The organism is Hydrogenispora ethanolica, from assembly GCF_004340685.1.
GTDB classification, from domain to species: domain Bacteria; phylum Bacillota; class UBA4882; order UBA8346; family UBA8346; genus Hydrogenispora; species Hydrogenispora ethanolica.
This window is the reverse complement of the sequence record NZ_SLUN01000025.1, coordinates 18,631-37,424: the sequence shown is the minus strand read 5'-3', so window position 1 is coordinate 37,424 and position 18,794 is coordinate 18,631. Positions and strand designations below refer to the sequence as shown.

At 53.9% G+C, this 18,794-nt stretch carries 22 protein-coding genes; 5 read left to right on the top strand and 17 right to left on the bottom strand.

Annotated features, from left to right (window positions below):
- Positions 1-16 precede the first annotated feature (16 nt).
- Together EDC14_RS18005 and msrB are read right to left on the bottom strand one after the other, a co-directional pair.
- Entirely contained in the window at positions 17-685 is a 669-nt protein-coding gene (locus EDC14_RS18005; protein WP_132015702.1) for an HAD family hydrolase, read from the bottom strand.
- A 14-nt stretch (positions 686-699) separates the two neighbouring features.
- Positions 700-1,077, bottom strand: coding sequence for a peptide-methionine (R)-S-oxide reductase MsrB (msrB, locus tag EDC14_RS18000; protein WP_207930759.1), 378 nt, complete (start codon positions 1,075-1,077; stop codon positions 700-702).
- A gap of 261 nt (positions 1,078-1,338) precedes the next feature.
- On the opposite strand from msrB, the gene EDC14_RS17995 reads away from it, so the two are divergent.
- Complete coding sequence (locus EDC14_RS17995; RefSeq protein ID WP_132015700.1) at positions 1,339-2,502, top strand: aminotransferase class I/II-fold pyridoxal phosphate-dependent enzyme; 1,164 nt, start codon at positions 1,339-1,341, stop codon at positions 2,500-2,502.
- 239 nt (positions 2,503-2,741) lie between these two features.
- Positions 2,742-4,013 (top strand): MFS transporter, encoded by a 1,272-nt coding sequence (locus EDC14_RS17990; RefSeq protein WP_165908115.1) that lies wholly within the window; start codon positions 2,742-2,744, stop codon positions 4,011-4,013.
- 148 nt (positions 4,014-4,161) lie between these two features.
- Here the strand turns inward: EDC14_RS17990 and EDC14_RS17985 are convergent, their stop codons facing one another.
- Both EDC14_RS17985 and EDC14_RS17980 read right to left on the bottom strand, forming a co-directional pair.
- Positions 4,162-6,138, bottom strand: coding sequence for a bifunctional metallophosphatase/5'-nucleotidase (locus EDC14_RS17985; RefSeq protein WP_132015698.1), 1,977 nt, complete (start codon positions 6,136-6,138; stop codon positions 4,162-4,164).
- Between the two features lie 207 nt (positions 6,139-6,345).
- Positions 6,346-6,867 (bottom strand): nitroreductase family protein, encoded by a 522-nt coding sequence (locus tag EDC14_RS17980; RefSeq protein WP_132015697.1) that lies wholly within the window; start codon positions 6,865-6,867, stop codon positions 6,346-6,348.
- Positions 6,868-7,358: 491 nt separating this feature from the next.
- Between EDC14_RS17980 and EDC14_RS17975 the strand changes: the two genes are divergently transcribed.
- Positions 7,359-8,018 carry a cysteine hydrolase family protein gene (locus EDC14_RS17975; protein WP_243663007.1) on the top strand — a complete coding sequence of 220 codons (660 nt, stop codon included), beginning with the start codon at positions 7,359-7,361 and terminating at the stop codon, positions 8,016-8,018.
- A 30-nt stretch (positions 8,019-8,048) separates the two neighbouring features.
- Complete coding sequence (locus tag EDC14_RS17970; RefSeq protein WP_132015695.1) at positions 8,049-8,420, top strand: GIY-YIG nuclease family protein; 372 nt, start codon at positions 8,049-8,051, stop codon at positions 8,418-8,420.
- A 48-nt stretch (positions 8,421-8,468) separates the two neighbouring features.
- On the opposite strand, the gene EDC14_RS17965 is transcribed toward EDC14_RS17970, so the two are convergent.
- The 8 genes from EDC14_RS17965 to EDC14_RS17930 form a co-directional block, all read right to left on the bottom strand.
- Positions 8,469-8,735 (bottom strand): cupin domain-containing protein, encoded by a 267-nt coding sequence (locus EDC14_RS17965; protein ID WP_132015694.1) that lies wholly within the window; start codon positions 8,733-8,735, stop codon positions 8,469-8,471.
- Positions 8,736-8,779: 44 nt separating this feature from the next.
- Positions 8,780-9,475 (bottom strand): Bax inhibitor-1/YccA family protein, encoded by a 696-nt coding sequence (locus tag EDC14_RS17960; protein WP_132015693.1) that lies wholly within the window; start codon positions 9,473-9,475, stop codon positions 8,780-8,782.
- Between the two features lie 160 nt (positions 9,476-9,635).
- The gene (locus tag EDC14_RS17955) at positions 9,636-10,172 is read right to left on the bottom strand and encodes a 2-oxoacid:acceptor oxidoreductase family protein (protein ID WP_132015692.1); all 537 of its coding nucleotides are present in this window, start codon (positions 10,170-10,172) and stop codon (positions 9,636-9,638) included.
- Positions 10,169-10,918 (bottom strand): thiamine pyrophosphate-dependent enzyme, encoded by a 750-nt coding sequence (locus EDC14_RS17950; RefSeq protein WP_132015749.1) that lies wholly within the window; start codon positions 10,916-10,918, stop codon positions 10,169-10,171. The genes EDC14_RS17955 and EDC14_RS17950 overlap by 4 nt, the downstream gene beginning before the upstream one ends.
- A 6-nt stretch (positions 10,919-10,924) precedes the next feature.
- Entirely contained in the window at positions 10,925-11,992 is a 1,068-nt protein-coding gene (locus tag EDC14_RS17945; protein WP_243663005.1) for a 3-methyl-2-oxobutanoate dehydrogenase subunit VorB, read from the bottom strand.
- A gap of 14 nt (positions 11,993-12,006) precedes the next feature.
- Positions 12,007-12,210 carry a 4Fe-4S binding protein gene (locus EDC14_RS17940; RefSeq protein ID WP_132015691.1) on the bottom strand — a complete coding sequence of 68 codons (204 nt, stop codon included), beginning with the start codon at positions 12,208-12,210 and terminating at the stop codon, positions 12,007-12,009.
- Between the two features lie 197 nt (positions 12,211-12,407).
- On the bottom strand, positions 12,408-13,082 hold the full coding sequence (locus tag EDC14_RS17935; RefSeq protein WP_132015690.1) for a CpaE/TadZ family protein: 675 nt from the start codon (positions 13,080-13,082) through the stop codon (positions 12,408-12,410).
- Positions 13,033-14,382, bottom strand: coding sequence for a bifunctional folylpolyglutamate synthase/dihydrofolate synthase (locus tag EDC14_RS17930; protein ID WP_132015689.1), 1,350 nt, complete (start codon positions 14,380-14,382; stop codon positions 13,033-13,035). Before EDC14_RS17930 ends, EDC14_RS17935 begins: the two co-directional genes overlap by 50 nt.
- A gap of 310 nt (positions 14,383-14,692) precedes the next feature.
- On the opposite strand from EDC14_RS17930, the gene trmL reads away from it, so the two are divergent.
- The gene (gene trmL / locus EDC14_RS17925) at positions 14,693-15,151 is read left to right on the top strand and encodes a tRNA (uridine(34)/cytosine(34)/5-carboxymethylaminomethyluridine(34)-2'-O)-methyltransferase TrmL (RefSeq protein ID WP_132015688.1); all 459 of its coding nucleotides are present in this window, start codon (positions 14,693-14,695) and stop codon (positions 15,149-15,151) included.
- Positions 15,152-15,282: 131 nt separating this feature from the next.
- Here trmL and EDC14_RS17920 read toward each other — a convergent pair whose 3' ends face one another.
- The 5 genes from EDC14_RS17920 to EDC14_RS17900 all read right to left on the bottom strand — a co-directional run bounded on the left by EDC14_RS17920 (position 15,283) and on the right by EDC14_RS17900 (position 18,790).
- On the bottom strand, positions 15,283-15,795 hold the full coding sequence (locus EDC14_RS17920; RefSeq protein WP_132015687.1) for a hypothetical protein: 513 nt from the start codon (positions 15,793-15,795) through the stop codon (positions 15,283-15,285).
- Between the two features lie 232 nt (positions 15,796-16,027).
- A complete protein-coding gene (locus EDC14_RS17915; RefSeq protein ID WP_132015686.1) occupies positions 16,028-16,249 on the bottom strand; it encodes a NifU family protein in 222 nt (73 codons plus the stop codon).
- Between the two features lie 255 nt (positions 16,250-16,504).
- A complete protein-coding gene (locus EDC14_RS17910) occupies positions 16,505-17,263 on the bottom strand; it encodes an OmpA/MotB family protein (RefSeq protein WP_132015685.1) in 759 nt (252 codons plus the stop codon).
- Complete coding sequence (locus tag EDC14_RS17905) at positions 17,260-18,078, bottom strand: motility protein A (RefSeq protein WP_132015684.1); 819 nt, start codon at positions 18,076-18,078, stop codon at positions 17,260-17,262. Before EDC14_RS17905 ends, EDC14_RS17910 begins: the two co-directional genes overlap by 4 nt.
- Positions 18,079-18,202: 124 nt before the next feature.
- Complete coding sequence (locus EDC14_RS17900; protein WP_132015683.1) at positions 18,203-18,790, bottom strand: DUF502 domain-containing protein; 588 nt, start codon at positions 18,788-18,790, stop codon at positions 18,203-18,205.
- Positions 18,791-18,794: the final 4 nt, after the last annotated feature.

Below are 18,794 nucleotides of genomic sequence, written 5' to 3'. Positions count from 1 at the left end.
AAGAGAAAGACATCCGCTACTCATTGACGGCCGTTGCTTCGAGGCCGCCATGGGTTTCCAGCCAATAGCCTAGCTCCGTAGAAGTTTTGAATAAAGCTGCCGGAGCGGCGGCGGTCATCTCTTGGACCTGGGCCGTGTCCGCCCAGGCCGCGGCCAACGGGATCACCCCGGCTTCGCGGGCCGCCCGGATATCGTAGGCCGTATCTCCCAAATAGGCGACTTCCGACGGTTCCAGCCCCCATGAGCGGACCATCTCCCGGATCTGGTCGGCCTTCACCACCCCGCTTTCGGAACCGGTGGCAACCTCTTCAAAGAAATCCCGCAAGCCCGAGACAGCCAGCGATATCGCCATGCTTTGGGGACCTTTCCCGGAGACGATGCCCAATTTCACCCCTTGTTTGAGCAAAGAGTCCAAGATCTCTTTCAGGCCCGGAAATGGTTCCGCGCAAACTTGATGCGCCTTTTCGTATTCCTGTAAATAGATGTCCAGACATTCCTGCCAGGCGTGAGGAACCAGCTTTTTGATGATTCCTTCCTCCGAGGGGCCAAACCAGGCTTGGATCTCGGCGTCCGAATACTCCCGGCCCAAAAAAGTCACGAATGCCCGCCGGAACCCATGACAACAGATGGGCAAAGTATTGAGTAATGTGCCGTCCAGATCGGATATGAAGCCTTTCAGTCGCATGAAACCTCCCACAATTAACTTTTTTTGAAATCCAGGGCCGCCGAGTTGATGCAAAACCGCTCACCGGTGGGCGCCGGACCGTCGTCAAACCAGTGTCCCAAATGGCCGCCGCAGCGGGCGCACTTGACCTCGGTGCGAACCATGCCCAGACTGCGATCTCGAGCCATGGTCAAGGCGCCGGGAACCGCCCCGTAAAAACTGGGCCAGCCGGTTCCCGACTCGTATTGGGTCGCCGAATCGAACAACACATTGCCGCAACCGGCGCAATGGTATGTGCCCCGTTCTTTGTTATAATAGTATTTTCCGCTAAACGGCGGTTCGGTGCCTTTTTCGTAGAGCACATGATAGGCCTCGGGCGACACGGTTTTGCGCAGATCGTTTGACGGTCCCATTCGAAGACCACTCCTTCTCATTTCTATCTTAATATAATTTTCCCCGGAGCCGAAAGTTTTCATTGAAAAAATTTACAAAAGTTTGACAGAACCAGCTTAATGAATTCCCGATCTCAAAAAAATGATGCAAAATGGTTCATTTTGCGGTAAGATTTTTAGGAAGCCCGCCTTTTTGATCCATTTTGGATGGAACGGGCCGGTGTTTTGTAATCGTCAGGAATATCTGAACGTGCGATTCGACGCGAATTCGAGGAGACTGCCATGCAATTTGCGAAACGGACCGAGGCCTTGAACTCGGCGATCTTTGCCCAACTGGATCAGCGCAAAAAAGCGCTGCTGCAAGCCGGCCGCGATGCCATCGATTTCAGCATCGGGACCCCCGATCTGGCGCCGGCCCCCCATATCATGCGCGCCCTGCACGAGGAGGCGCTCCGTCCCGAAAATTACCGTTACGCCATCGCTGATCTGCCGGAACTGGTGGAATCGGTGCAGCAATGGTATCAAAGGCGTTTCGCGGTGGAACTCCAGCCCGATGAGATTCTTTCCATGAACGGCTCCCAGGACGGTTTAGCCCATATCGCCTTGACCCTGGCCGATCCCGGTGATGTCGTTCTGGTCCCCGACCCGGGTTATCCCATTTTCAGTGTCGGCCCGCAACTGGCCGGCGCGGAGCTATATAAAATGCCGCTGTTGGCCGAGAATGATTACTTGATCGATTTCGCGGCCATTCCTCCCGCAGTGGCCCGGCGGGCGCGGCTGATGATCGTCTCGTACCCGAACAATCCGGTGACCGCAGTGGCCCCGCCCGCCTTTTACGAGCGGTTGATCGCTTTCGCCCGGGAGTACGGGATCGCGGTCCTGCATGATAACGCCTATTGCGAGCTGGTCTTCGACGGCGCCAAGGGCGGCAGCTTTCTCAACTATCCCGGAGCCAAAGAGATCGGCCTGGAATTCAACTCCCTATCCAAATCCTATAATATCCCCGGCCCCCGGCTTTCTTTCGCCGTCGGCAACCGCGAACTCATCGCGCAGTTACGCAAGTTAAAATCCCATCTCGACTACGGGATCTTTCTGCCGTTGCAAAAAGCGGCCATCGCGGCGCTGAATGGTCCCCAGGATTGCGTGGCCGCCACTGTCCGCGCCTATCAGGAACGCCGCGATTTGCTCATTGAGGGTCTGGGCGCGATCGGCTGGCCCATTCCCCGCACTCCGGCCACGATGTTCATGTGGGCGCCGATTCCCGCCCGGTTTCGCTCGTCTTTGGAATTTACTTTCGAACTGATGGAACGGACCGGCGTGATCGTGGTCCCCGGCAGCAGCTTCGGCGACGGCGGCGAGGGATACGTCCGGCTGGCCATGGTCCAGCCCACTGAACGGATTCAAAAAGCCATTGCCCAGATTGACGCCTGCGGCATCTTACGATAAAATCCATCATCGAACTCAGACTCGTGAAAGAGCCTCGAATGAAAGACGAGACCCCGCGCTGCGACAGCCGGGGCCTTTTTCTTCGGCGAATGTTTTGCCATCCATCAACCTATATCAGCGCTAAAAATTCCATGATTGGGCTTTAAAAAAGTCGTGAAACCCGGTAGAATGGTATTTGCGGCTTTTGCGAATCCGCTGTATCATGCCGCCGCAAATGATGGCCGCCGAGGATGGATACCATGTCAAACAATCCGACCCCCCTCAATATTCTGGACTCCTACCGGCTTCTGAAAGGCAATACCCGGATCTCGGTGCTTTTTGAACCGCTCTGGGGGATTCCCTATGTCATGTACAATTTTTATTTGAGCCTGTACATGAAGTCCCAAGGAGTCACCGACGTTCAGATCGGCTTTATCATCGCCATCGGGGCGGTCGCCAGCGCGTTCTTCTCGATGTTTGGCGGAGTGATCACCGATGCCTTGGGCCGGCGGCGGACGACGCTGATTTTCGACTCCATCGCCTGGCCCGTCTCGCTCCTGATCTACCTGTTCTCCAATAACTTCTGGCTCTTCGCCCTGGCCACCGCGGTCAATAGCGCGGTCAAGATCGTCGCAGTCTCCTGGAATCTGATGGTGGTGGAGGACGCCGACGCCCAGCAGCAAGTGGCGGCCTATAATCTCTTTAGTATTATCAATGTTTCCACCGGCTTTCTGGTGCCCCTGGCCGGGTTGCTGGTGGCCCAATACGGCATTGTCTACGGCGAGCGGATTCTGTTGGGGTTTGCCGCTCTCAGCATGACCGTCATGATTCTGGGCCGCCACCATTGCTACCGGGAGACCCGGGTCGGCCAGCAGATCCTGGCCGAGCACCGCCAGTTGGGCCTGAAAACGATCCTCAAAAAGAACTCTTATTGGCAAGTGCTTCAATTCCTGCGCTTCAAACCCTCGTTGATCCTAGTCTTCGTTCTGACAGTCCTTTTTAACGTCTATGTGCCAATCGGCACTTTCACTAGCCTGTACTACGCGCCGTACCTCACCGAGGCTTTGAAGCTGGACAGCTCGGCCATCTCCCTGCTGGGCGGGGTCGGGCCGGCGGTAATGTTCCTGGTGGCGGTGGTGATTATGCCCGGCATCGCCACGACCCAACGGGTACCGGCGATGATCGGCGGATTTCTAATCCAAGCCATGGCTCTAGCGGGTTTTATTCTGATACCGGCGGGCAATTTCTGGCTGACCATGGCGATGGTCAGCCTGTTTGCCTTCGGTTATAGCATTTCCAAACCATTCCTCGATTCCATGATGGCCATCGCCACCGCAGGCAAGGAGCGGGCCGGGATTTATTCGCTGTATAATACTTCCCTTTCCATTCTGAGCGCGTTGGTGGGCATGGGCTCCGGATATCTCTACAAGTTGCATCCTGCTTTGATCTATGTCACTTCCATCATGATTCTTCTGGCCTGCCTGGGAATTTTGATCGTTTTCAACCAAAGCTCCCAGGCTCGGAATAGTTGATTCATTTCTTAAAAGCCATGTGATAAAGTCCTCAAATTCGGAAATCATCCTTTCAATGGAACTAAAAAACGACTTTATCACTTGCTTTTCTGAGCTTTTGTGTTCACCCTGGCCTTCGGACAGGGTTTATCACAACGCTTTTAATGCGCTAGGGAATAACTTTCACCCTTCCGTCAAGCACCGCCCCGCTGGTGCGGTCGATCCTACCCTGCTCCTTGATATAAGCGACAATCTCGTTCCGGTAGACCAGGCCGGTATCGGTTTTGAGGATTGCCTTCAAATCGTAGCTCCGGATATCACCGGAGATATTAGCGCCGATCGGATTGCCGTTCCATGCCTCGTTAAAGGCGCCGTCACCGACGAAGCTATTGAAGGCTACCCTAAATTGCTGATCCAAGACCTGCTCGATCGGTTTACCATTAAGCGTGATCGCCGTTGCCGTGGTCTCCTGGGCGTTCGCCCCCAGCCGAATCGTATAACGGAGACCTTTGGAAAAATGAAGAAAGCCGCGGGAGAAATAACCGACCAGATCCAACGGGTTTGGGCCTGTCAATTCCGCGGGCCGTACAATCCGCTTGGCGTTGTTGATCACCATCGTCCGGATCTCCCGTCCACTCATCGTCCCGATTTGAACGGTATCGGCAAAAGGCATGACCGCATACCAATCATTGAAGGTGATCCGGTCAGCCACAGGAAGGCCACTGTTGATGCCCGAAGCATTGAATACCGCCAGATCCACCCCCTGGTTCTCAAGTCCCGGAAACTGTTTGCTCCGGGCGACGATGGCATCGTTCATGAAGTTACCCAAGGCGCATTCTCCGGTATAGCGGTCGATCAAGGTCCTTTGATTGCCGAGCTCCGGCAGATCAGCCACTCGTCCGATGGTCTCGCTCAATTTGGCGGCCAGCTTATTCAACAACGGCGCGATCACCGTATTCTCGAAATGCTGATCGTAATCCGAATCATGTTCGTACTTTTCGCAATTGGGATCGCTGCTTTTTACCGTATCATCGCGTTTCTTCGTGGGGTACAGGCGGGCGGAATAGTTTACCCCTTGGATCTGCCCTGCTTCGGACTTCAGATCCAATTGCAGTTCACCAAGGCATTGGCCGCGTTGGCCCGTCTGTAGGATGGGGATACCGGCCTGCTTCGTTTCCAGTTTATCCAGGTTCAAGGCGGTATGACTATGTCCCCCGACGATTACGACCGGTTTCGTTGTTAAACGGCCGGCGGTCTCCGCCAGCTCCAAGTCGGAGTGGCCGTGAAATAATGACTGGTTGGATGCTTTCGGCTCATAGCCGACGTGAGAAAGGATGATGACCAGATCGGACAACTCAGCCAGTTGAGGAAGGAGGTTTTCCAAGGTTTTAACCGGGGATGCCACCTTCAATTGCGGATCATCCTTTGTTTGGGTGTGAGTATCTTGAGCCGTGGTTAAACCGATGATTCCCACCCGGAACCCCTTGATAATACCGATCAGCGCCGGATGATAATGCCGGGAAGTGAGAAATTTGGAACCATAAACATTGGCGGAAACGATCGGAAAACGCGCATCGGCGGCAATCGCTTTGGCAAGTAAGGGTGTGCCCCGGTCGAACTCATGGTTTCCCAGGACTGCCGCATCGATCCCCGCCTCCGAATGAGCCCGGTAGGCCGGATCGATGGTAAATGTCTGAGCGTTCATCCCCAATAACTCGTCAAAAACACTCCCGGTGTGATCGTCGCCGGCGGATAAAAACAACACCGCTTCATTCGGCCCGGCGTTATCGCGGGCCTGTTTGACGATTTTCACCATCTGGGAGTAGTAATGGGTATCCCCTTTCTTTGAATTGGGAATCGTCAAGAAGCCATGCAGATCGTTGAGGTGAAATAAGCGGATATGAAGCGGCTCTTTGAATTGCGGTTGAAAAGACGGCAGGCTGGTCCCGGCTGTTGGGATAATCTGGTCCACCGGGCCGGAGACCACCTCGCCATCCAGGGTATAAACCTGCGAAAAAACTCCGTTGAGATTAGGGATGCCCTGGGATAGCGTTACATTGACGGTATCGCCGACCTGAATACGGATCAATGCCAGCAATATGAAGAGTATCAGGGCAAATCTTTGACTCCGGCTGAAACGTGACATAGGCAACCCCTCCGTCCGCTATTTTTTTCCATTGTATATCCGGCAAAATAACGAAAAATTATTGGGAGCGGAGGGTTGAATTAAGAGGTTATTAAAAAAGCTGTGATAATCCGGCTAAAGCCGGAACGATCACAGCGATTACTTCAAGTAAGTGATAAAGTTGGTTAATATCCCAATTTCCGGTCCGAATGATTTATCTCATGGCTTTTAAACTGTATCATGATGCACCTTTTGTAACTTATGCTCCGTGATCTCCCGCGGCGCTTTCTGTTCCGCCGGATAACCCACTACCAGGCAGCAGAGAACCGCCAAACGTTCCGGGATGTTTAACAATTCCCGGAGGAAGCTCTCGGAACTCCCTCCAGCGGCGCTCTCCCGGCCGCGGATCTGCACCCAGCAACTGCCGAGATCCATCGCTTCGGCTGCCAAAGTCATGAAAGCCGTCGCAACCGCGGCGTCCTCGATCCACGTATCGCTCTGCGCCGGGTCGGCGCAAACCACGATAGCCAGCGGCGCTTCTTGGATAAAATTCGAACCGTTTTTCTTGCACCGCACCATCTTCTGGAGTAATTCCGGCTGATCCACTACCAGGAACTCCCAGGGATAAATTCCTTTTCCCGACGGCGCGCGCAGCGCGGCCTCCAGCAACTGCTCGACTTTCTCCCGTTCCACCGGTTGGGCCAGGTAATGCCGGATCGAACGGCGCGACCGTATAATATCGAAAAACATGTCTGCCTCCTGACTCTATATGCAACGGCATGAATCCTTAACGGAAATGATTTGCGAAAATAACCAACGCTTCACCGTTTTTTCGTAAATCATGGGATTCCAATCATGTCATTGCATATAGCGAACCGCCTCGGCGATTCCCGATTCTTTTTTCCGTTCTTTATTCTTCCTCCGGGTCGTCCTTCCCTTCATCATTCCCAAAATCGATCCAAGTTTATGGCATTCAATTGACATTTTATAAACTTTTTAATATAATGTCTAGGTAATAATCAAACTCAAATAAGTTATGTTTGGTTAATTTGCGTTTTCCTGCAATTGAATCTGCCTGTCGCGGGCAACCGTTGCGTAAACTACCGTAAAGATTACGGCAGCTTTCCAATGATATTGGCGGATTCATGGAACTCCCGCCGGGTGTTACGGCCTATCGCCGCGCTCTTATCCTACCGATTGCCAGGAAACCAAAACAAATTCCGGAGGTGCATGAATTTGTGATGGTGGCAATGGGATTATTCCTGGTTTATCTCGGACTGGTCTTTTATAACCAATTTACGTACTTGCATGGCGTCACCCGGGGAGAAAAAATCGACGGCAAGACCATGTCCAAGGACGCCTTGCTGGTCATTGACATCCAGAGTAGCTTTCCCCAAGCCGATGAACGGCTGCGGGTCAAATCTCCCAGTGCCTATCAGTTCATTCAGCATGTCAATACTGCGATCGATTATTTTAACCGGAGGGGCGGCGACATCGTATATATCGCCCAGGTCAAGGAGGCCGGGACGTTGCGCTCGCTTTTCATGCCCCATATTCCGGTCCAGGGCAGTAAGGAAGCGGCGCTCAGTCCCAATCTGCACCAGCATCAGCCGCAGATCATTACCAAGCTGCGGGCCGACGCGTTTTCCAACCCCGAACTCCGGCGCCATCTGGACCAACGGCAGGTCGGCAAATTATTCATCACCGGAATGGCGGCCGAAGTCTGCGTGGATTTTACCATCCAGGGTGCAATTAACCGGGGCTACCAGGTTTATGTCATCCGCGAGGGGATCTTCGCCTTGTTGGGCGAGGAATCCAAGGAGAAACGGCTGCGGAAGTACGCCGCGCTCGGGGCGAAAATCATCTCCGGCGCCGAGTTGCCGAAGTACGATTCCGAGTAAGACCCAATCATCTTGAAAGGAACGATTGCCATGGACGAAAAACGCTCCAAATTAAAGCAGGAATACAAACAAACGCTCCGCCCCATGGGGATTTATCAAATCCAAAACCAGGTCAACGGCAAACGCTTCATCGCCGCCAGTCCCAATCTGCCCGGTAGTTTCAACAGCGCCCGCTTTCAGTTGAAACAACATTGTTTTCTCCGCAACCGGGAGCTGCAACAGGACTGGGACCGCTACGGTCCGGAAAACTTCACCTTTGAAGTCATCGACGAGTTGAAACCGGTCGACGATCCGCTGCACGATTACAAAGAAGACTTAAAGGCCCTGGAGGAGTTGTGGCTGGAGAAGCTGCAGCCGTACGGAGAACGGGGCTACCATAAAATGCTTTTGCAAAAGAAATAGAGTGCGGCGAGGCACTCTATTTCTTTTGTGGAATTTCTAGAAAACGATTCAACCAAACCGGTAATACTTCCGGACCTTCTCCCGCACCGTCCAAACGCAGGACAATCCCTCCGGGAACGTCACCAAATCGCCTTTGCCGAAGCTGACGCTCTGACCGTCCGCCGTCACGGTGACCTGCCCTTCCAATAGGTAGCAGGTTTCCGGCTCATCGTAATGCCAATCGAAAGTGGATGGCCCGCACTCCCAAATCGGCCAGGTATCGACATTCAAACACTCCAATTGTTCGGGGGTTGGCCGAACGACGGTGATCTCCAATGCGTATCCGCTCCTTCGAATCACGAACTGCAGGGATTATTTTTTTAGCGCCGCCGTCCGAAGAACCGCAGCAGCAAAATGAACAAATTAATAAAATCCAGATATAATGCCAGTGCCGCCAGGATGGCCACTTTCCGTTCTCCTTCTTCACCACCCAGTGCCTCACTGTGGATATTTTTAATTTTTTGGGTGTCATAGGCGGTCAATCCCACGAAAATAAGGACCCCGGCGTAGGTCGTAATCCAGTAGATCATATTGTTTTGAAAGAACAGATTCACCAGCGTCGCCACGATCAGGCCCAGCAATGCCATGCCGCAGAAATTGCCGATGCTCGTGAGATCACGCTTGGTGATATAGCCATAGAAGCTCATCGCTCCGAAGGTAGCGGCGGTGATCCAGAAGGTGGCGGCGATCGAAGACATCGTATAGACCAGAAAAATTGCCGCAAAGGTCACTCCGTTCAGCATCGCGTAAGCGAAAAAGACAAAGGTGGCCACTTGCCCGGAGAGCCGGTCGATGGCTTTGGTCAAAAAGATCACCAGCAACAACTCGGCGATGAGCAACCCTATGAAAGTCCAGGAATTGCCGAGAATGGCCGTCAGCAATTCCGGAGTGGCCTGTACAAACCAGGCCACTAGGGCGGTGATACCCAAGGCGAAAGTCATCCAGGCATAGACTTGGGCGATAAAAGTCCGTTGTTGTACTTGTTCCCGGGTTAGAATAATCGTTTCAGCACTCATCCCTTAAGCCCCCTCTACCGAAAATTGAAAAGTTTTTCTAGTCTTGGTAAGTCTTATTCGTTAAATAGTAACAATTTCCTTTTTTAAAAAAGAAACGCGATTCACCATTGCGGGATCGCGTTTCTGCCAATGCAAACTTCAGCCACAAAAATGTATCGAATTAGGCCAATTCCATTCCTTTGTCCAAGGCGGCCCGGTTGATCGCCACCAGGCTCTGCTTTTTGCCGGTCAACACCTTGGCGGTGAGCACGTCCATCACCGTATCCGCATGGACGATTCCGGTATGCTTCAGGATGGCGCCCACCATGACCATGTTGGCCACCCGGCTATTTCCCAATTCAGTGGCGATCTCGTTGGCCGGGACAGCCACCACTTGAATGTCAGTCCGTTTCGGTTGGACATCGATCAGGGACGAATTATAAAACAACGTTCCTCCGGGTTTTAGGATGCTCTCGAATTTCTCCATCGAAGGACGGTTCATCGCCACCAGCACCGACGGTTCGGAGATGACCGGCGAGCCGACCTCGCCATCGGTGACCACCACCGAACAGTTGGCCGTGCCGCCGCGCATCTCCGGGCCGTATGACGGGAACCAGCTGACATTCTTCCCTTCATACATCCCGGAGTAAGCCAGCAGTTGGCCCATGAGCATTACGCCCTGACCGCCGAAACCGGCGAAAATCGCTTCCAAAATCATTTCGCCACCTCCTCCGGAGTCCGGAAGATTCCCAACGGATATTGGGGAATCATGTTGGTCTCCAGCCATTTCAAAGCTTCGGTCGGGGCGAGCCCCCAGTTGGTCGGGCAGGTCGACAATACCTCGACCATGGAGAAGCCTTGCCCGTTCACCTGGGTCTCGAAGGATTTGCGGATCGCTTCTTTCGCCTTGGCGACGTGCTTCGGATCGTGGACGCTGACCCGCGCCAAAAATGCCGGACCTTGCAATGTATTCAACATCTCGGTGACCCGGATCGGATTGCCCATGGTCTTGACATCCCGGCCAAACGGAGAGGTAGTGGTCTTCTGCCCCGGCAACGTGGTCGGGGCCATCTGGCCGCCGGTCATGCCATAAATGGCGTTGTTGATGAAGATCACCGTGATATTCTCACCACGGTTGGCGGCATGCACGATCTCCGCCATGCCGATCGAAGCCAGGTCGCCATCGCCCTGATAGGTGAAGACGATCCGGTCCGGCAGGACCCGCTTGACGCCGGTGGCCACCGCCGGCGCCCGGCCGTGCGCCGCCTGCTGGCTGTCACAATTGAAATAGTTATAGGCCAAAACCGCGCAACCCACCGGAGCGATGGCGATGGTCTTCTCGCGCACTTGCAAATCGTCAATGGCCTCGGCCACCAGCCGGTGGATGACCCCATGGGTACAGCCGGGACAATAGTGATTGACCCGGTCCTGTAAGGCCGCGGCCCTTCCAAATACTCTTTCCATCTCCATTTACTCCACCCCCTTGCCGGTCATGTACTTCATGATAGCTTGATACGCTTCGGTGACTGTCGGAATCGCGCCATTCAACCGGCCGTAGAAATGAACCGGCGTCTGGCCGCCGCTGGCCAGTTGAACGTCCTCGATCATCTGTCCGGCGCTCATCTCGATCACCAGGAACTCTTTGCCCGCCTTGGCGAGCTCGGCGATTTTCTGTTTCGGGAACGGCCACAGCGTAATCAGCCGCAGCAAGCCGACTTTCTTCCCTTCCGCCTTGGCCTTGGCAATCGCCGACTTGGCGATCCGGGCCGAGGTGCCATAAGCCACCACCACCAGGTCGGCATCGGCGGTCCCATCATCCTCGAAGCGGATCTCGTTGGCCTCGATCTCGCGGTATTTCTGCTGCAACCGCTGGTTAATCTTTTCGAGGTCCTCGCCCACCAGTCCGAGACTGTTGACGACATTCTGCGCCCGCTCGACCATGCCGGTGGTCGCCCAAGGCTTGGGCGGCATCTTCAGATCGGCCAGTTCCTTCATGACCACCGGTTCCATCATCTGCCCCAGTAATCCGTCGGCCAAAACCATGGCCGGATTACGGTATTTATCGGCGGTGACGAAGGCTTCAAACATCAGATCGATAATCTCCTGAACCGAGGCCGGCGCAAAGACGATCAAACGATAATCGCCATGACCGCCGCCCTTCGTCGCCTGGAAATAATCGGCCTGGGACGGGGTCAGTCCGCCCAAGCCCGGTCCGCCGCGCGCCACATTCACGATCACGCACGGTAACTCCGCGCCGGCGATATAGGAGATGCCCTCCATCTTCAAGCTGACGCCCGGGCTGGAGGATGAGGTCATGGCCCGCACTCCGGCGCCGGCCGCCCCATAGACCATATTAATGGCGCTGACTTCACTCTCGGCCTGGATAAAGACCCCACCGACCTCCGGCATCCGGCGCGACATATACTCGGGAACCTCATTCTGAGGAGTGATCGGGTAACCGAAAAAACAGCGGCAACCCGCCCGGATGGCGCCTTCGGCGATGGCTTCGTTTCCTTTCATCATTACACGTTCTGCCACCTCAAGTAGCCTCCTTATTTATAAACTTCGATCACAACGTCGGGACACATCCGGGCGCAAAAGGTGCACCCGATGCATTGGGACTGATCGCTGATTTCGGCCGGCCGATATCCTTTGGAATTAAAACGATCCGCCATGCGCAAGATCTTTTTCGGGCAAACGCTGACGCATAACTCGCAACCTTTACACCGTTCCTCATTGAATGTGACTTGAGCCAAGATCCTTGCCTCCTTAATCATCAGAAATAAGCAAATAAAACGGCACGCTCCCCAGCACCGAATGAAAAAAATTATCAAGGGGACATGCATTATCTTCTATCATAAAACTTTTTCCACGGCTTTGCAATCGGAAGCACTAATTTGTCACACATTATTCGAAACGGAATTCGCGGCGCAACGGTTCCGACGCGGAACGGTTAATCCTGCAGCCACGGCGGGAGCATCCGCAAACGTACCGGAAAGACCGGATATTCCGCCAGCCCTTCCCGGTTCGCAGCGTAAAACCCCTCTTCCACCATGTGAAAGCGCAGCGGCAAGTTACGGCGGGACGCCAACTCTTCGATCAGCGGGAGACCGTTGCGCCAGATCGCCATGGTGGTCTCCCGGCCAAGGTTGATGTTGCCGACCAAGCCGGTGACGCGAAGACGGCTGGCCGCCTCCAACCCCGCGATCAACCGCTCCGCCTCGTCCACATCCCGGGTGTCGGGACGGTACGGATTGATCACGACCCAGAAATCATAATCCTCTTGACTAAAATAAGGGTAAAAACGGCCTAAGGCCCGCGCTCCGACCGGGTCTCCGCCGACATCGAAGACCGTCGTCACCCGCCGGTCTTGAAGCATCGTATAGATTTGCGGCGAAAGCGCCGGCAGATCGGCGTATTCCAGTCCCGGAGCGGTGGAGATCACTTCCAGCCCCGCTTCGGCCAGGTCCTTGGCGACATCGCGCGAGCGAAAATAAGGATTGACGATATCCAGATCCACCAGGCCCACCGGATGAACGGCCTCCGCCGCCAAACTCCGGGCATACGCGATGGCGAACTCAGTTTTGCCGCTCCCGAACGCTCCGCCGACCACTGTTAAACGTTTCATCAATTGCATCACCCATATTCAATAGAATGGACCGTAATAGTCCGGTAAGGTACAACGAACCGCTGGCGACCACGATTCCCGATCCGGAACCCCGGACTTGCTCAAGCGCCCGCCGGGGATCGGGTTCCGCCACGCTGGCGATGCCCAACCCGCGAAAGAGCTCCGCCAGTTCTTCCGGATCGGCGCTTTTGGGATCGGGCACCGTCGTGGTGACGACATTGGCCGCCACTTGAGCGAAGAGCGCCGCGAGCTCGGGAAGCGGCCGGTTATTCAGGATCCCGATCAACAGCGTCACTCGTTCACCGGGGTATAAGGCCTGTAAAGTTTCGACCAGTGCCGCAACGCCATCCGGATTATGGGCGCCGTCCAGATAGAACTTTTGCGGAGCGACCGCCTCGATCCGCTCGAACCGGCTGGGCCAGCGGACCTTGGCCAGGCTTGACCGGAGCAGTTCCGGGCTTGTCGCAATCCCGGCCGTCTCCAAGAAATCCAGCCCCGCCAGTACATTGAGACTGTTATCCACCTGGTGCCGTCCGATCAGGCCCAATTGCAGCCGGAGATCGCCCAGCCGGGGATGAGCGTATTCCACGGCCGTGCCTGCCTCGCCTGGCGTAAACCTGCGCACTTGCACCGCTGACGCCGTACGGTAAGGGCTCCGCCGCGACTCGGCGATCTCCATCAGATAACGTTCGATGGCCGGCTCCTGCCGCCCGATGACCACTGGAATTCCGGGTTTGATAATCCCGGCTTTTTCAAAAGCGATCTTCTCCAGGGTGTCCCCCAGGTATTGCTGGTGGTCCAAGGCAATATGGGTAATCACGCTGAATAACGGTTTGATGATGTTGGTAGCGTCAAACCGCCCCCCCATTCCGACTTCGATCACCGCCAGGTCCACTTTATGCCGGGCGAAAAACTGCATGGCCAACGCCGTGCCGACCTCAAACTCCGTAGGGCTCCCGAACCCATCGGCCGTAACCGCAGCCAGCACCGGTTGGAGCTCGGTTACGAGCTGCGCCAGCTCCGATTGGCCGATCAGCTCTCCATCGACCACAAAACGCTCCCGATAGGTGCTAAGATGCGGCGAGGTGAAGCGGCCAACCCTGAAGCCGGCCTCCCGTAACAATGCCTCGTACATGACCGCTGTAGACCCCTTGCCATTGGTCCCGGCAATATGGATCGCGCGAAACCGCTCCTCAGGATGGCCCATTCGCCGCAGAATCTCGCCGATCCGCTCCAGGCCCAGCTTGATCCCGAACTTGGTGCATTCTTGAATGAAATTCAACGCTGTTTGGTAATCCATGACGCCTCTCCATGAAAAGAAAACGGCTCCAGCCGTCTTCCAACCTTTCCGATCTATGCTATAATATTACCCATATTGTATCACACTTTGAACGGTTTGCCCGCGGATTCCGGCAACAGGCTTAAAAGCCATGTGATAAAGTCCTCAAATTCGGAAATCATCCTTTCAATGGATTAAAAATCGACTTTATCACTTGCTTTTCTGAGCTTTTGTGTTCACCCTGGCCTTCGGACAGGGTTTATCACAACGCTTTTAAAAAACGCGCCATTTCCAGGGTGACCGTTCAATCAACCGCCCGGAGGTTACTACGATGCATATCGTCCTTTATCAACCGGAGATCCCTCAAAACACCGGAAATATTGCCCGGCTCTGCGCGGCCGCCGGAACGGAGCTCCACCTCATCGAACCATTGGGATTCTTTTGGGATGATCAACGCCTGAAACGGGCCGGATTGGACTATTGGGAACTGGTCCCCATCCAACGCCATCTCAATTTTCAGAGTTATCTTGATCAATTTCCCAACCAACGCCTTTTTTACGCTTCCACCAAAGGGGGCCGGCATTATCAGCAAATCCGGTTTGCCAAAGACGATTCATTGGTCTTCGGACCGGAGACCCGCGGCTTGCCGCCGGAGATTCTCTCCCGCGAGCCTGACCACAACATCCGGATTCCGATGGTTCCCGATGCGCGTTCCTTAAATCTGGCCAATTCGGTGGCGATCATCCTGTTTGAAGCCCTCCGGCAGCAGGAATTTCCGGGATTGGTTTAAAAGCCATGGGATGAAGCCGCTTTCCAATCACTTCGACCTGCAAGAGGGTTTTAAAACGACTTTATCCCTTGCTGCTCTGAGCTTTTGGGTTCACCCTGACCTTCGGACAGGGTTCATTACAACGCTTTGAATCAGCGGAGATCAACGACCATTTTCAAACGGTATTCCGGTCCGTTTTTTTGGAACACGGCCAAAGCGCCGGATAGCAAGCCTTGTTTCGAGGACGCTTCGCTTAGAATGACCCAATCGTCCGCTAACCGTACCACTGTTGGCACAAAGCTGAGATTGGCCTGGTTCGCCCGGTCTACAATCTGGCGCGCGAAATGACGAACCGCCGGAACCGAGCGTTCCGCCAGCGCATCACTGGAAAAGGAGGCGCTGAGCGATACCAGTGATTTACTCCGGATCGTCCAACCGAACAGATATTGCAAGTCAAAAGGAAAGTCGTTGGCGACCGGCACTTGGAAGTTTGCGGGAAGGGTGGCGATGCTGAAGAGAACATCGGCGCCGCGCCCTTGGTCATGGCGATTATAACTACGCACCAGCACGAGACCATCGGGTGCAATGAGGCTGCGAAAACCTTGAATATCACGGTTTTTTAAAGCGGATCGAAAGCTGTCGATGATGGCCGGAGGTTCCGCCAAAATGGTACCCGTTCCGAAGACGATTACCATAACGGTTAGGATCATGATCATCCAGAAGCGTTTTGAACCCCTGCTCATATTCGGATTCACCCCGGTATGTTTGACGCTTATGCCGTTATCTTTTTCGCTTTCCGCGGCTTAAACCCTCCTGTAAAAAAAACGATCTCTTGAAAATGTTTTGATTCCGCTTTATTTGAAACAAAATCCCCAACGGTGGTTGGGGATTTTCGTCTCAGACCGATTCAACGCTCTGTACTTCGGGGACGGTTTGTTTGAGATACCGTTCAATCCCGTTTTTCAACGTCATCTGCGACATCGGACAACCGGCGCAGGCGCCTTTCAAACGGACTTTGACAACCCCATCTTGCTGTACATCCACGAGCTCCACATCTCCGCCGTCGGCTTGGAGCGAGGGACGGATCTTATCCAAAGCCTCGGTTACCTTCTCTTTCATGTTCTTCACCACTTTCGGCTTAATATACTGTTATTTAAAGAATTTTCTTTAAATAGCATAAACGATTTTGCACAGGAACTTACCTGTCAACTGATTCCAACCCCCGAAACCCGCCCAACTGGTATCGTATACCCGACCATTTGGATTGGCCTACTAGGAACTCGAATCAAATATATTCTAAAATTCGTGAAATAAACCGAAATTCCTTTTTTGGCCACCCCTATTTTCCTGTCAAAATCGAAGTGTAATGAAACGTTAACGCGCCGGCGCTTCAGCCGGTTTCGCTCCCGGTTCCTTATCGGCAGTCTCTTGCCGTAGCAATACAATCTCGACGCGGCGGTTTTTCGTCCTGCCTTCCGCCGTTTGATTGGTGGCAATCGGCCGAAATTCGCCATACCCTCCCGCGGAAAGCCGGGGGCCCGCATCGGGATACTTGGAGATCCAGTACATGATGACATTGGTGGCGCGATCGGTGGACAATTGCCAGTTGGAACGGTAACGGGCCGTGTTAATCGGAACATTGTCCGTATGCCCTTCGACCCGGATCATCCTTCCGGTGGAAAAAATAATCTCCGCCAAATGATCCAAGATTTCCTGAGCGTGTGGCGACAGGTCGGCCTTTCCCGATTCGAACAAGACCGTATCCGCCAGGTTGAGCACCAAACCCCGTTCCTGGATCGAGGCTTGGACCGATTTGGAGATTCCCGCCTGATTGGTATATTCGCGGATCAATTTCATCACATCGTTGAACTGGCTGTCCTCGGACATCACCGAAATGCTCGGGGGAGCAACTCTGGCACCTTGAAAATTGGTCAACATGTTGGTGCCGCCGCTCCCGCCATGGGCTCCGAAGGCCATCGAGAGAGACTGCGACAATGTCTTAAATTTGGCGGCATCCACTTGGGCCATGGCGAATAGGATCACGAAAAACGCCATCATCAACGTAATCAGGTCCGAGTAGGTCAATAGCCAGCGTTCGACATTCTCATGTTCTTCCTCATGCTTCTTCTTCATCCGTTGTCAACTCCGACAGCTCCGCCGGCCGCTTCGACTTGCGGGAGTTCTCGTTTGGAGGGGGAGAGAAACGCCACCAGTTTATCATTGATCACCCGCGGGTGATCGCCCGCTTGGATGGAGGATACCCCCTCGATAATAATCTGACAGATTTCAACCTCTTGTTTGTTGAGGGCCTTTAATTTGGTGGCCAAGGGAAGCCAGAGAATATTAGCGGTAAATACGCCGTAAAAGGTGGCGATAAAGGCAGTGGAGATTGCCGGCCCCAGGCTTGCGGTGTCATTCAGATTCGCTAAAACATTGACCAGCCCCATGACCGTCCCGATCATCCCCATGGTGGGCGCAAACCCTCCCGCTTGCTGGAAAAGCTGCACTCCCACTTTATGCCGTTCCTCCATGCAATTGACTTCGTTCTCCAAAATCTCGCGGGTAACGGCGGGGTCGGTGCCGTCCACGATCAACTGGATCCCTTTGCGCAAAAAAGTATTTTCCACGGTGGAAACCAACTCTTCCAACTTGAGCAGGCCTTCTTTTCGGGCGACTTCGGCAAACTGGACCATCTGGGCGATTAATCCCGGAGCCTCGGTCTTGGTCTCTTTAAAAGCGACTCCCAGATACTGGCCCACCTTGAGGAAGTCTTTCAGGCTAAAGCAGGTCATCGTCGCGCCGATTGTTCCGCCGAAGACAATCAGAGCGCCCGGGAAATTGAGCAAACGCACCATCGCCGCCGGCCCTTCATGGCCCGCTTCCACCAAAGCCGCGGCAAAAATACAGATTATCGCCACTACCAGTCCGACAATTGTACCTAAATTCAAACTTCTCACTCCATTGATCGTATGATATTTATAAAAGACAATATATCAGGTTGTATATCTTATCGGTTTTAACCGCCAAAAAGTTTAGCCCGCATGAAAAAAGCCCATCCTGGGCTGGCAGAATTCAATTCGGCTTGATGACTCCGGCGGAAAGAAGCAATTTGAATCCATCTTCGACACTGATATCAAGATAGATGAGTTGCTCTTCGGGAACAAAGATTAAAAAGCCGGTCGTGGGATTGGGCACGGTCGGGACGAATACATTCACCAAGCGCGTGCCAAGCTTCTCGCTGGCTGCGGTCAAAGCATCACCCGTCAAAAAACCGGGGCTGTATAGCCCTTTCCGGGGATACTCCACCAGGACCACTTGTCGAAAGACATTTTTGTCAGTCCGGCTAAAACCCTCGGTGATCTGCTTGGTGGTTCCGTAAATGGAATTGAGAATGGGGATTTTCTTTACGAACCGCTCGGCGAATTCGATCAAACGTTTGCCAAGATAATTCCGGGCCAACAACCCGGTTGCCAGCACCAGGAATAACAAAGCGGCCAGACCGATGCCCGTCCTGTACGATTGCTGAAAAATTTTTTTGAAGACGACCCCTAGAATTGAATCCAGCTGAAAAAAACCCCAGATTAATAACTCGATGGTTACAATCACCGGTAACAGAACGAGAAACCCGGTGATTAAAAGATTTCGTAATCGTTTCCACACTGAG

Coding starts and splice junctions, on each gene's coding strand:
- EDC14_RS17935 (WP_132015690.1), bottom strand. CDS start 13,082: ATGAAACGTTTAACAGTGGTCGGCGGAGCGTTCGGGAGCGGCAAAACT.
- EDC14_RS17915 (WP_132015686.1), bottom strand. CDS start 16,249: ATGAAAGAGAAGGTAACCGAGGCTTTGGATAAGATCCGTCCCTCGCTC.
- trmL (WP_132015688.1), top strand. CDS start 14,693: ATGCATATCGTCCTTTATCAACCGGAGATCCCTCAAAACACCGGAAAT.
- EDC14_RS17985 (WP_132015698.1), bottom strand. CDS start 6,138: ATGTCACGTTTCAGCCGGAGTCAAAGATTTGCCCTGATACTCTTCATA.
- EDC14_RS17980 (WP_132015697.1), bottom strand. CDS start 6,867: ATGTTTTTCGATATTATACGGTCGCGCCGTTCGATCCGGCATTACCTG.
- msrB (WP_207930759.1), bottom strand. CDS start 1,077: ATGGGACCGTCAAACGATCTGCGCAAAACCGTGTCGCCCGAGGCCTAT.
- EDC14_RS17955 (WP_132015692.1), bottom strand. CDS start 10,172: ATGATTTTGGAAGCGATTTTCGCCGGTTTCGGCGGTCAGGGCGTAATG.
- EDC14_RS17960 (WP_132015693.1), bottom strand. CDS start 9,475: ATGAGTGCTGAAACGATTATTCTAACCCGGGAACAAGTACAACAACGG.
- EDC14_RS17975 (WP_243663007.1), top strand. CDS start 7,359: ATGGTGGCAATGGGATTATTCCTGGTTTATCTCGGACTGGTCTTTTAT.
- EDC14_RS17995 (WP_132015700.1), top strand. CDS start 1,339: ATGCAATTTGCGAAACGGACCGAGGCCTTGAACTCGGCGATCTTTGCC.
- EDC14_RS18005 (WP_132015702.1), bottom strand. CDS start 685: ATGCGACTGAAAGGCTTCATATCCGATCTGGACGGCACATTACTCAAT.
- EDC14_RS17930 (WP_132015689.1), bottom strand. CDS start 14,382: ATGGATTACCAAACAGCGTTGAATTTCATTCAAGAATGCACCAAGTTC.
- EDC14_RS17990 (WP_165908115.1), top strand. CDS start 2,742: ATGTCAAACAATCCGACCCCCCTCAATATTCTGGACTCCTACCGGCTT.
- EDC14_RS17950 (WP_132015749.1), bottom strand. CDS start 10,918: ATGGAAAGAGTATTTGGAAGGGCCGCGGCCTTACAGGACCGGGTCAAT.
- EDC14_RS17910 (WP_132015685.1), bottom strand. CDS start 17,263: ATGAAGAAGAAGCATGAGGAAGAACATGAGAATGTCGAACGCTGGCTA.
- EDC14_RS17970 (WP_132015695.1), top strand. CDS start 8,049: ATGGACGAAAAACGCTCCAAATTAAAGCAGGAATACAAACAAACGCTC.